The 12,554-nt window shown below is 42.2% G+C and carries 9 protein-coding genes; 2 read left to right on the top strand and 7 right to left on the bottom strand.

Annotation, left to right across the window (positions count from 1 at the left end; genetic code table 11):
* Positions 1-114: 114 nt before the first annotated feature.
* From QNI15_RS12725 to QNI15_RS12695, 7 genes are all read right to left on the bottom strand, one after another.
* Positions 115-1,644 carry a tagaturonate reductase gene (locus QNI15_RS12725; protein ID WP_314032032.1) on the bottom strand — a complete coding sequence of 510 codons (1,530 nt, stop codon included), beginning with the start codon at positions 1,642-1,644 and terminating at the stop codon, positions 115-117.
* Positions 1,645-1,663: 19 nt separating this feature from the next.
* Positions 1,664-2,749 carry a pectinesterase family protein gene (locus QNI15_RS12720; protein ID WP_314032030.1) on the bottom strand — a complete coding sequence of 362 codons (1,086 nt, stop codon included), beginning with the start codon at positions 2,747-2,749 and terminating at the stop codon, positions 1,664-1,666.
* A 38-nt stretch (positions 2,750-2,787) separates the two neighbouring features.
* A complete protein-coding gene (locus tag QNI15_RS12715; RefSeq protein WP_314032028.1) occupies positions 2,788-4,707 on the bottom strand; it encodes a glycoside hydrolase family 88 protein in 1,920 nt (639 codons plus the stop codon).
* A 71-nt stretch (positions 4,708-4,778) separates the two neighbouring features.
* Positions 4,779-5,126 (bottom strand): cupin domain-containing protein, encoded by a 348-nt coding sequence (locus QNI15_RS12710; RefSeq protein WP_313999698.1) that lies wholly within the window; start codon positions 5,124-5,126, stop codon positions 4,779-4,781.
* Between the two features lie 24 nt (positions 5,127-5,150).
* The gene (locus tag QNI15_RS12705) at positions 5,151-7,484 is read right to left on the bottom strand and encodes a glycosyl hydrolase family 28 protein (protein ID WP_314032027.1); all 2,334 of its coding nucleotides are present in this window, start codon (positions 7,482-7,484) and stop codon (positions 5,151-5,153) included.
* 138 nt (positions 7,485-7,622) lie between these two features.
* The gene (gene kduI, locus QNI15_RS12700) at positions 7,623-8,453 is read right to left on the bottom strand and encodes a 5-dehydro-4-deoxy-D-glucuronate isomerase (RefSeq protein WP_314032026.1); all 831 of its coding nucleotides are present in this window, start codon (positions 8,451-8,453) and stop codon (positions 7,623-7,625) included.
* 66 nt (positions 8,454-8,519) lie between these two features.
* Positions 8,520-9,290: an SDR family oxidoreductase gene (locus tag QNI15_RS12695; protein WP_313999692.1), complete on the bottom strand. Its 771-nt coding sequence runs from the start codon at positions 9,288-9,290 to the stop codon at positions 8,520-8,522.
* A gap of 391 nt (positions 9,291-9,681) precedes the next feature.
* On the opposite strand from QNI15_RS12695, the gene QNI15_RS12690 reads away from it, so the two are divergent.
* Together QNI15_RS12690 and QNI15_RS12685 are read left to right on the top strand one after the other, a co-directional pair.
* Complete coding sequence (locus QNI15_RS12690; RefSeq protein ID WP_313977435.1) at positions 9,682-10,689, top strand: LacI family DNA-binding transcriptional regulator; 1,008 nt, start codon at positions 9,682-9,684, stop codon at positions 10,687-10,689.
* A 246-nt stretch (positions 10,690-10,935) separates the two neighbouring features.
* A complete protein-coding gene (locus QNI15_RS12685; protein WP_314032025.1) occupies positions 10,936-12,396 on the top strand; it encodes an amidohydrolase in 1,461 nt (486 codons plus the stop codon).
* Positions 12,397-12,554: the final 158 nt, after the last annotated feature.

The raw sequence follows: 12,554 nt of genomic DNA, 5'->3' as shown, positions 1-12,554 counted from the left end.
GATCTAAACGGTGTATAGAATGCAAAAGACAATGATACACCTCTTTTTTTAGGAATAAAATTATTTCAACTATGCTGTGTACTTTTTTTATACTACGTAAGGTGTGCCTGAGCATTATTGACTCGTCAACACGTTTTTAGGAAAAAACGAAAATAAAACCTCTCTGACACCTTTTTCCTGCATCTGAACCAGATAGTCGGTCACTTTATCTGCAAACCCAGGTAGCGCTGTAAGATCCGTTTCCCACATATTTGTATTTTTTAGGACAGTTGTAACTAATTGCTCCGGACTCACATTTTTCCATGCTTCAAAGAAGTAAGAGGCATGACTGTCTTTTATGGGATAGAATGTTCCATGTGCTTGTCCAAAATATGTATCGTTTTCTTCCTTAACAGGTTTGGTAAAGAGAAGATACGCTGCAAACCCCAGTGAAATATAAGGAGGTGGAGTGCCGAAGTTTTTGTAGTACTGTAATAAGACCGGAATATCCCGCATAATCATCTTGGACGTATATTCCATGGTAATGTTAATCCAGCGATGTTCAATGAATGGATTGCGGAAACGATCCAGCACCTGCATGCCAAAACGCTGAATAGCTTTTTCAGAAATAGAATAAGGAATACTAGTTCCGATTTCTCCCAACATCAAATTGGAGATAAAAGCTGACATGTTCTCGTCTGACATGGCTTCCTTAACTGTTGTAATGCCACTCAGAAAGGCCAGACCACAACTAAGTGTATGTGTTCCATTGAGCATACGAAGCTTTAATTCGCGAAACAGCTCAATATTCGGCTCTATAATCACGCCTTCATCTGCCTGATGAAAAGAGAGAACAGAACGAATATGTTCATTTCCTTCTATAGCCCATAACCGATATACTTCTGACATGGTAATCAGATCATCTGTATAGCCTAGTTGCTGAGTTATCTGCTGGCGGGTTGCCTCATCCGGTTTGCCGGGTACGATACGATCGACCAGGGAATTGCAACAAAAGTTAGAGTTTTCCAGCCAGTCGAGAAACTCTGTTTCCAGATTATTCCGATGGGCTAGTTCAAATAATATAGACTCAAGCTTTTTACCATTGTTGGGGATTAGCTCGGTTGGGACAATTACCATTCCTTTGGCAGGATCTCCGGCAAAGGCAGTAAATCTTTCATATAAAAATGCCAGTAGCTTACCGGGAAACGAAACAGGAGGTGATTGCCGGATATCATCTTGTATTAACTGAATACCTACTTCTGTGGTATTGGATACAATCACTTGCAATTCCGGGTTATGGGCACATTCCAGTATTTGTTGCCATTGTGTTTTAGCAGAAAGTACCCGACTAATGGCCGAACAGATTGTATTGGTTTCAATCTGACTTCCGTTGTCTATCCCTCTCACACATAATGTATACAAATTATTCTGCTCATCAAAAGCGGTGGCATCACCTGAGTCGGTAGACTTTACAACCACAATCCGACCGTTGAATATACCCTGACGATTGGCTTTATCAATCAGGTAGTCAGTTAGACCCCGCAACAAAACGCCTGTTCCGAATTGAAGCACTTTTTCCGGTAGCTGAAGCATATCCGGAGTGGGAACAAGCACATTGGGGTTCTCTTCGAGCAGAGGTAGCAATTTTTCAGCTAAACGGTTCATGATTGTATGATTTACGATTTTAGTTCTTTTGCCTGGATTTATTTTTTAGAGGATTCCACTTTCCATCGAAGGTCCATTCAGGGGTAATCTGCTTGAGAGAAACAGAAGTTGTTTGCATATTGTCTGCATGCCAGGCAAAGTCTCCTCCTTTGCGGTGACAGTTGTAATAGTAGACCCGCTTACCCCATTGCAACGGTTTGGGTGCAGAGGTTACCCAATAAATGTCTGCATCAGCCATTGTTTCTGCAAACTGGCAGTTGATCAGATAAAATTGTGCTTCTTTATGAAATCGTCCGAGCTTAAATCCGGGATCACCTTCAAAGACACAATCTTTCAGTACTGTTTTGCAGGAGGCATTGGTTGAGCCATCATGCCAGATAGCGGCATTCAGATTATGACAAATAAATCGACAATTCTCAGCATACGCCCAGCCACGGGGACAATAAAAGTCAACATCGCCTTCCATGGTACAATTCTGAAAATAGTACATTCCTGCTTCTACATCCCAGGGACTCACTGTATCTCCACCACCTGCCCGTAAGGTGCAGTTTTTGAAGACAAGGCGGATAGCTCCCGGAAATGACCGCATGGCAAACTGGTGCCCATTTTTACGAACTATCTTTGAACCTTCCGGTTCGTTAGCTTCACGAGGCAATGCATAGGCTTTTTTAGTACCACTATTTTGCCCGGATTCACCAGTACAATTAACGACAGTATCTTTGGTTGCTGTAAAACCGTATGTATTCAGTATGGTAAGGTTCTCAAAAGTCAGATCATGTCCTTTTACATTTACAGTGGCTGCACCCCAATCATCTGGATTGGAGCAACGCCAGACATCTCTGGGTAATGACGTTTGGATAATCACCCCTTTCTCGCTCTCCCCCTGTAAACGCACATAGGATCGGGTAATAAACAGTTTCTCATTATAGACACCATTCTTTATAAAAACTACGCGTTCTGTTTGAGAAAGTGTATCCAGACTGTTAATGGCGTCCTGGATATTCCGAAATTTACCGGAGCCATCCTGAGCAACCACTATCCGTTGTCCACTGGCACTACCCATTATCCCACATAAAAGCAATACCATGCATAAAAATCCTTTCATGAGTCGATCTTGTTTTGACGATGTGCAGAGGGCACTGCTTATTTTTTAGCTATAGAACTATTGCCAGACAACAGCCAGGCAGATAAATTTTTAGCCGCCTTAAAGTTTTCATATTCCATAGGGAGGCGTTTGCCATTCAGGTATTCATTGTAGATCCATGGATCTCCCAATACGAAGACTTTCCCTTTTCCCACATTGGCAACTGCCATCACTACATCTCCTCCTTCTGACAAGATAGATTTAGCAGGAGCTTTTACAGACAAAGTCAGAAGCTCTTTGACAAAAATCTTCTTAGGATCTTTAAAGATGGGGTGATTGGCAGGAATATCAAATTTACCTTGCTCAAACACATCGTTTTTAACCATGTTGCGGCTTTTGCCTGTAAATTCGATTCCAAAAGCTTTGGTTAGTGTATTAAAGTGTTTCCATTCTACATTCGCCGTATCATTGGCCAGAAGTACCAGCGTACCACCATTCTTTACCCAGGAGCTGATCGTATTTACATGCGAAGGCTGAATGTAGTTGGGATTGGCGGTTTCTTTAGGTGTATCAGGGTCTACAATAATATAGACATCTACATTTTTAAGATTAGCCACAGAAGGTGCGTCTGGTATAGCAACGGTCTGGCTACCGTACTCCCGGAATATGTTACCCCATAGCGAATAACCAGAATCTTTGGGATCATCCCAGGTATAGTGGAAACGTTCAGTTTTACCTTCTTTTGTTTTGCGGTATTCGTTATTGAAATAATAATCCAATGCTACTGTTTTGCCTTTACCTACAGACAGATCTGGTGCAATTTCCATCTCGATACTTGCCATGATAAAAGGGCCAACACCTTTCAGATCATCTTTGCGTATGCGTTCGCTGAGGTAGTATTCGTAGCTTCCATCACGATACGGATCTCCACCTAGTCCACTTACAGATACAGTCTTCTCCAGGTGAATCATGCCTTTGTCATCGGTAGAAATGAAATTCTTCAGAATGCCTTCATATCCTTTGCGGGCATTAACCATAAATGAATCTTTCAAATAGCCCATCCGAACACCTTTAGCCAGAGCATAGACAAACATACAAGAGCCAGAAGCTTCCATATAGTTTCCTTTGCCAGTAAGTTTATCAGTCACCTGATACCATCCACCTTCTTTAGAGTCCTGGTATTTGATAACAGCAGTCATAAGGCGGTCCAGGATAGGAATCAGTTCTTTACGGCGTGGATGATTGGCAGGGATGTAGTCCAGTACATCTACCAATGCCATAGCATACCAGCCCATAGCACGACTCCAGAAGTTAGGCGACTTTCCAGTTGCAGGATCTGCCCATTTCTGTCCCCGACTTTCATCCCATCCATGATACAACAAACCTGTTTTCTCATCACGGGCATTTTGTTCCATCCATACAAACTGATTGATGATGTCATTGAAATTGTCAGGCTCATCAAATAAAATGCTATATTCTGCATAGAAAGGCTCAGCCATATACAAGCCATCCAGCCACATCTGATATGGATACCGTTTTTTATGCCAGAATCCTCCTTCTTTGGTTCGTGGTTGATTTTTTAGCTGTTGACGAAGTACCTGGGCAGCCAGTTTGTATTTTTCCTGTCCGGTTTGCTGATACAACATCAATAGTGATCTTCCCGGAGTAATATGATCACTGTTGTACTCATCCATTTTATAAGTCCGGATGCTACCATCCTCATGCACAAACCCATCTATTATTTTCTTGATATACCGATAGTAGGCTGCATCTCCTGTACGGAACCACACTCTTTCGACAGCTTTCAGGAATAGACCTTCTTCATAGTTCCAGTTAGCTCTTCCTCCGGGATAGGAAATAGAATCTTTATTGGCATCCATTATACTGGCTGTCATTCGTTCTGACCAGGTGGGCGTCTGTGCTATTGCCGATACAAAAAGTCCCAGCATGCAATAGCAGAGCAGAAGTTGTTTTTTCATGAGAAGGTCATTTATGGGTTTGTACTTTGTTTTTACAAACAAGAGTGGCTTATGTTAGAGGTTGTCTAAACTTATTTTATAAAGTCTTCCCGTAGCGGATTAAATACATCTACCAGTACACCCTCTTCCAGACAGAGTGCACCATGTATTACATCCGGGGGAATAAAATAGACATCTCCTTTCTTCAGGACCTGCTTTTCATCGGCAATGGTAATTTCGAAGGCTCCACTTTCTACATAACTTATCTGGGTATGATAGTGATGATGCAATGCACCCACGCCTCCTGTTTCAAAAGCAACTTTGACCATCATAAGATCCTGATTGTAGGCCATCACCTTACGTTTAACCCCTTGCCCTACAACTTCCCAGGCAATGTCCTGATCTTTAATAAATACGTTTGTCTGAATAGCGTCTGACATATCTGATTGTGTAAAGTCTGTCTTTTATTTTTTCTGAATTACTTTGGAGGATACTTTTTCGCCGAGTTCGATTTCCTTTTTGGCTTTGGTTCCATCCGTATTCAGCAATCGGATGTTTTTGGAGCGATCACCTGTAACCTTCACCAGAAGGTCTGTATTTTCTGGGTAACGGATATTATCCAGCACTACCTGCTGGCTATTCTGAATCTGCATAACCGTTTTCTCTTCTGGAAGCAGGACAATATCTTTTAGCTGAATATGACTCCCCTCAATACACACCAATCCCTTTTTACTCTGAATCATCGCATTTTCGATCAGAATATCTTTTACATTCATTTCAGGCAAACCCCGTACCATAATAGCCGTTTCAGCTCCCTGACAAACCACATGATGTACATAAAAGTCTCTGAACTGAGGTGTTCCTTCGTTGACAGGTTTGGATTCTATCACAGGCAGCTCATTCTTGTCTCCCGGCTGAGGTACAGGATCTTTGGCACTGTAATACATATCAAATAAGATAGCCTCTCCGGCAATGTTGGTCATTTGAATGTCTTTCACATAGATCTTCTCTACAATACCCCCACGTCCACGGGTAGTTTTGAAACGTAGTCCGACATCGGTACCCATGAAAGTACAATTGGATACAAACAGGTTTCTGGCTCCTCCGGACATCTCACTGCCAATCACAAAGCCACCATGTGCATGATAGACAGTAGAGTTACGTATACTAATGTTTTCTGTAGGAACGCCACGTTTGCGACCTTCTTCATCCCGACCGGATTTAATACAGATACCATCATCCCCTACATCAAACGTACAGTCTTCAATTACTCCATTCCTGCAGGATTCCAGATCTACCCCATCTCCATTCTGCGCATACCACGGATTTTTTACATAGAGATTGCGCAAGGTAATATGCTCACACAGAAGTGGATGCAGACACCACGCCGGAGAGTTCTGAAAGGTAATACTCTCTAATAATACACGTTTGCAATTGGTCAGTACCAGCAGATTGGGACGTAAAAAGTCTTTGATGGATGTGACATCTTTTTCTTTACCAGGCTCCAGTACTCCTGCTTTGGGTGTCAATGATCCTTTATACGCCTTCTCAGAGGGATACCAGGTTTCTTTATTATCCGATAATACCCCGCCTGAAGTTATCAGTTTTTGCCATTGTCCGGCTGTCAGTTTGCTTTTCTTTACAGGTCGCCAGGCATCTCCGGCTCCATCAATGATACCTGTACCTGTAATGGCAATATTCTCCAGATCTGTACCAGAAATGGGTTGCTGGCAACGTACTGCAGGTAAGCCTTCCCAGTTGGTTTGTACCAGTGGATATTGATTAAAATCTGAGGAAAACTGTAGTATAGCACCTTTGGCAAGATGCACGTTGATGTTGCTTTTTAATACGACAGGCCCTGTAACCCATAAGCCTTGTGGAATCAGTACCGTGCCACCACCCGCTTTGTTGCAGGCGTCTATCGCGTCCGCAATAGCCTTTGTATTCAGTGTAATACCATCTGCTTTGGCTCCATAGGTGACAATAGAGAAAGTATCTTTCCGAAATGCAGGTTCCTGTACTGCTGGCAACTCATACGTATATTTTTCAGGTGAGAACTTTTCCAGGTAAGAAGCCAGTGGAATATTTTGTGTCTTAATCGCATCTGCGACCAGAGAAGCCATTACAGAAGCGCCATATTTTGAAAAATGGGTGTCATCAATCTTCTTCTCCGGAAATTTTGGATAAACTTTTCCTTCCAGATGCATAAACAACTGCTTTGACCCCTCTACTCCATGATTTACTATTACCTTACGGCTGGCTTCATGCAGATCAATTAAGGGGACATTCAGTTCTTTTGCAACCGCTTTTACCACTGCCGGATAGTCACCATGCTGATCTACAAAGTTTCCGTTCTCGTCAAACTTACGGCGCATAACGGGAGTAAGTAGTATAGGTGAAGCTCCTTTTGCTCGTGTTTCTTTGATATACCGAATAAGGTTTTGCTTGTAGTCAGTCTGAGGTGCAGCATAGCGGGAGGTATCACTTACTTTCTGGTCATTGTGCCCAAACTGAATCAATACCCAGTCTCCCTTCTGTAACTGATTGTGTACTTTGTCCCAGTGCCCTAACGTCCGGAAGCTTTTGGTACTGCGTCCATTTACTGCATGATTCTGTATTTCTACATCAGTTGTAAAGAACTCAGAAAATACCATTCCCCAACCTGTTTCAGGAGCATCTGAAGGAGCTTTATTGGCCATGGTAGAGTCTCCAATCAGAAATATTCTCGGTTTGGAGTCCAGAAATGAGAAGGCTGTAAGCAGCAGGAGGGCTGATGTATAAATCAGATATTTTTTCATAAGAAGATAACGACAGTTGAAAATCAGGAACAGGCAATATGCCTGCCCTGATTGCGTGAACTTGATACCCCTATTTATATAGGACTTGTTAAAAGTTTCTTTATAGAATCACTCTGATTATTCTATGTCTTACAATTTTTATCTCAGGTCAGAAACCTGTACTGCATCCATGTCTGTAAATACCTGATTTTCTCCTGCCATACCCCAGATAAATGAGTAGCTTGCCGTACCACAGCCGGAGTGAATAGACCAGGGTGGTGATATCAGTGCCTGATGGTTGGCAGTCCAGATATGACGTGTTTCAGCGGGATCTCCCATCAGGTGTAAAACACGCTGATTTTCGGGTACATCAAAGTAACAGTATACTTCCATACGACGGTCGTGTGTATGTGGCGGCATGGTATTCCATACACTACCCGAATGAAGTACCGTAAGCCCCATCACCAACTGACAGCTTTGAATGCCATCCAGGTGAATGTATTTGTAAATAGTGCGTTGATTCGCTGTTTCTGCCGCCCCCATGTTGGTGGGGTTAGCTTGTTCTTTAGTTAATAATTTTGTCGGATAGGTTTGATGTGCCGGAGAAGACAACCAGAAAAACTTTGCAGGATCTCCAACCTCTGCACTTTTGAATTCTACAGATTTGACGCCTTTGCCTGCATATACACAATCCATTTTGTTGACATCATATGAAGTCCCGTCTACAATAATTTGCCCTTTGCCTCCTACATTGATAATGCCTATCTCTCTTCTTTCCAGAAAGAAGTTGGCTTTTAAGCCCTCCGGATTGGGTAATGAGAGGGTTTGGTTTACAGGAGCTGATCCACCTACAATTACTCTGTCATAATGAGAATATACAAAACTGATCTGATCTGCTTGAAACAGCTTTTCAATCAGAAAGGTGTCACGCAACTGTTGGGTATTGAATGTAGCTACTTCTTTGGGACTATTTTGATGTCTTATTTCCATACGAGTTCAGGAAAGCCTTTGTAAGGTAAGATTGTACGATTTGTTAAAAATGAGTATTGGTCTCTGTTATCTTCCCATCCAGCCACCATCTACTGTAAGGATAGTGCCATGTACATAATCTGAAGCTTTGGATGCCATAAAAACCGCTGGTCCTTTAAAGTCCTCAATCTCTCCCCAGCGAGCAGCCGGAATGCGATCCAGAATGGATTTGCTGCGTACAGGGTCATTGCGTAAAGCTTCTGTATTATCGGTAGCAATATACCCAGGCGCTATCGCATTTACATTTACACCCTTACTGGCCCATTCATTTGACAAGGCTTTCGTCAGACTGGCAATAGCCCCTTTGCTTGCTGCATATCCAGGTACATTGATTCCTCCCTGAAAACTAAGCAGAGAGGCCGTAAAGACAATCTTCCCACTTCCACGGGCTACCATATCCTTGCCTAGTTCTCGAGCCAGGATAAACTGAGCATCCAGATTGATGTCCAGTACTCTGTCCCAATATTCATCGGAGTGCTCTGCCGCTGGCTGACGCATAATGGTACCTGCATTATTAAACAAAATATCTATTTGGGGAAAGTCTGCCTTTACCTGATTGATAAACTGATAAACGGAACCCCGAACAGAGAAATCAGCCTGATAGGCCTTAAAATTTCTTCCGAGAGTACGCACTTCCTGCTCAATGGAACTATCTGTCAGCGGTATGGAACGGGATACTCCAATAATATCAGCTCCTGACTCTGCTAACGCAATTGCAATTCCTTTTCCAATTCCCTTGTCACATCCGGTTACCAGTGCAATTTTACCTGTAAGATCAAAAAGAGAGTTGTTAGACATAAATGGTTACTCTGTGAAATAAATATGTAAGTTGAATTTTTTTGATAGCGCAGATCACTGGTAGTGATGACGAAAAAACTTTCGGTCTATCAATGGTAAAAGAGGGGATATAAATAAACAAACAATTAATTTTATTTTTTTACGCAATCGTTCCCGATAACGATTGCAAATTTCCGACGGCAGAATAAATTTCAGTAAGATATGCGCTAATAGGGTTGATGGGATAGACTTAAACCCGTCGGAACAGTTATCAGATATAAATAAAGATTTGTACTTATTAAAGTTTACCCTACCTTTAACAGTAATTTTATCCCTTTGGGAATACCTGCCAACAGAGATAGAAGCCAGGACGCCCTATTAACACCCTATAGCCTTTAAATTATTTATTCAGGTGCAGACAGTTACCATAAAAGATATTGCCAAAGCCTTAAATCTTTCAACCTCTACAGTGTCCAGAGCACTGAGAGGGAGTCATGAAATTAATACCGAAACCAAGCGGCTGGTATTGGAATATGCAGAGAAACTGAACTACAAACCAAATCCTATTGCACTTAGTTTAAAGGAAAACCGTAGCCGGGCGATTGGTGTGATTGTACCTGAAATTGCCAACAATTTCTTCTCACAAGCCATTAATGGTATTGAGGCAATTGCCTATAACAGAGGATATCATGTGATGATTTTTCAGAGTCAGGAATCGTATGAGCGGGAAGTCGTTAATGTGCAACACATGGTCGCCCGTAAGGTAGATGGCATCCTGATATCGCTTTCAGGGTATACAACTGACATGTCTCATTTGCAGGAGCCTCATAACAATGGAATGCCTATTGTATTCTTTGATCGTTTCTCTGAACAGATTGATACACATACAGTGATTGCCGATAATTTTGATGGAGCCTTTCAAGCAACCGAACACCTGATTCTATCTGGAAGAAAACGAATTGCTTTACTGACTAGTCTGGAATGGCTTTCAATTACCCAGGAACGAATGGCCGGTTATAAAGCTGCCCTTAAAAAATATAATATCCCACTGGAAGATTCCTTGATCCGTCACTGTGGTTTCGCAAATGAGGAACTGCTGGAAAATGTGGATCGTTTGCTCGCGTTAAGCCCTGCCCCGGATGCATTCTTTACTACCAGTGACCGTCTGGCTCTCAGTTGCCTGACTATTTTAAAAGACAAGAAGGTAAAAATACCGGAAGAGCTTTCCTTTGTTGGTTTTACCAATGTAAAAATTGCTCATTTGATAGATCCTCCATTGACAACGGTAGTACAGCCTGCCTTTGAAATCGGTCAGACAGCCGCCGAACTTCTGTTTGATCTGATTGAAGAGAAAAAGAAGAACCTTCCATTCCAGAAGGTAAAGCTAGCTACTACACTGGAAGTACGTAATTCTTCCTAAGAGATTTCATCTGGAAATTCTACCCGTAAAGTATATGATATAACGGTAAAGCTTATAATATATGGCATAGGTAACTAAGTTTACCTAAAATGCTTTTTTATCAAAATATACATCATATAAAGACCAGGTACTATTCTATTAAAATCGGCATCTTGTCTTTCTGTCAGAATAGTATTTGCTGAGGCATTGTTCATTTTATATCTTGTGTGGTGAAATCTATTACGTTTTTCAAACCATACAACTCCCATGCGTTTTCACTCTCTCATTTTTCCTTTTTGTGTATGGCTGGCCACCTGTCAGCTGACTCAGGCACAGAAGTCTTCGGGGACTAACAGCAAACTAAAAAGCCAGGCTATTCAGGATATACAGGCAAAGCATGATGCGTATAAGAAAATAGCCTTACAGATATGGGGGTATGCAGAAGTAGGCTATAAAGAAAAAGAAAGCTCTGCATTATTACAGAAGACCCTTGCAGATAATGGGTTTAAAGTAGAAGCAGGGGTAGCTGAAATCCCTACAGCCTTTGTGGCTACCTATGGAAGTGGCAAACCTGTTATTGGCATTCTGGCTGAATTTGATGCATTACCCGGACTGGCTCAGGATTCTGTGCCTGAGAAGAAACCTATTGCAGGTAAAAATGCCGGTCACGGATGTGGACACCATTTGTTTGGAACAGCCTCTGTAGCAACAGGCATTGAGTTAAAACAACTCATTGAACAAAAGAAATTTACAGGGACGATTAAAGTCTTTGGTACACCTGCCGAAGAAGGTGGGTCTGGTAAAGTATATATGGTGCGCGCAGGTCTCTTTACTGATGTGGATGCGGTGATTCACTGGCATCCGGGAGCTGCCAATGCAGTTTCTATGGGTTCGTCTCTCTCAAACATCTCTGCCAAATTCAGATTCACAGGCCTTTCGGCCCATGCAGCGGCTTCTCCGGAAAGAGGTCGTTCGGCATTGGATGGAGTAGAAGCAATGGATAATATGGTCAACATGATGCGTGAACATATTCCGTCTGCTACTCGTATCCACTATGTTATTACCAGTGGAGGCAAAGCCCCTAATGTAGTACCTGACTTTGCAGAGGTATATTATTATGTACGCCATCCAAACAGAGAGGTAGTACGTGAGGTTTTTGAACGGGTTGTAAAAGCTGCCAATGGAGCCGCCATGGGAACAGAGACCAAAGTAGAATACGAAATTACCGGCGGTGTATATGAAATGCTGAATAACAATGTGCTGGCTGATGTAATGTATAAAAATCTGAACACTGTGGGTGGTGTTGCCTACACAGCAAAAGAGGTTGAATTTGCCAAAAAGCTGCAAACCTCATTTACCTATACTGTTCCTCCTGTAGACCAGGCAGCTAAAGTTGAACCTCTTACAGAAGATAAAGAAGGCATGGGTGGCTCTACAGATGTAGCTGATGTGAGCTGGACCGTACCTACTATTGGAATATCAACAGCTACGTGGGTGCCGGGCACTCCTGCGCACAGCTGGCAGGCGGTGGCTTGTGGTGGTACAGATATTGGAGCTAAGGGGATGATCGTAGCAGCCAAAACAATGGCTCTTACGGCTATTGATCTGTTCACAACGCCTGCTCTGTTACAAAAGGCAAAAGACGAATTTGCAAAAGCCAGAGGAAGTAATTTCCAATATACTCCACTGGTAGGAAATCGCAAGCCTGCTTTGAATTATCGGGATTAAGCAGATATATAGGTAAAGAATTAGACATGCCTCATCTCAATGTAAGTTTGTTTTACAAAATCAGTGCTTATCCTTCTAACAAGAATAGGCACTGATTTATTTTTGAAAGATCTCTCTTCCTTTATTTTTTCAGATTCTTTTTCATCACTCTTCTTGTG

Source organism: Xanthocytophaga flava, from assembly GCF_030068545.1.
GTDB lineage: Bacteria > Bacteroidota > Bacteroidia > Cytophagales > 172606-1 > Xanthocytophaga > Xanthocytophaga flava.
The sequence above is the reverse complement of the archived record's forward strand: the minus strand, read 5'-3'. Positions and strand labels throughout refer to the sequence as shown.

What these genes read in the sequence shown, in the direction of transcription:
- QNI15_RS12705 (WP_314032027.1), bottom strand. Translation starts at nt 7,484, where the DNA reads ATGAAAAAATATCTGATTTATACATCAGCCCTCCTGCTGCTTACAGCC.
- QNI15_RS12685 (WP_314032025.1), top strand. Translation starts at nt 10,936, where the DNA reads ATGCGTTTTCACTCTCTCATTTTTCCTTTTTGTGTATGGCTGGCCACC.
- QNI15_RS12715 (WP_314032028.1), bottom strand. Translation starts at nt 4,707, where the DNA reads ATGAAAAAACAACTTCTGCTCTGCTATTGCATGCTGGGACTTTTTGTA.
- QNI15_RS12725 (WP_314032032.1), bottom strand. Translation starts at nt 1,644, where the DNA reads ATGAACCGTTTAGCTGAAAAATTGCTACCTCTGCTCGAAGAGAACCCC.
- QNI15_RS12720 (WP_314032030.1), bottom strand. Translation starts at nt 2,749, where the DNA reads ATGAAAGGATTTTTATGCATGGTATTGCTTTTATGTGGGATAATGGGT.
- QNI15_RS12695 (WP_313999692.1), bottom strand. Translation starts at nt 9,290, where the DNA reads ATGTCTAACAACTCTCTTTTTGATCTTACAGGTAAAATTGCACTGGTA.
- kduI (WP_314032026.1), bottom strand. Translation starts at nt 8,453, where the DNA reads ATGGAAATAAGACATCAAAATAGTCCCAAAGAAGTAGCTACATTCAAT.
- QNI15_RS12710 (WP_313999698.1), bottom strand. Translation starts at nt 5,126, where the DNA reads ATGTCAGACGCTATTCAGACAAACGTATTTATTAAAGATCAGGACATT.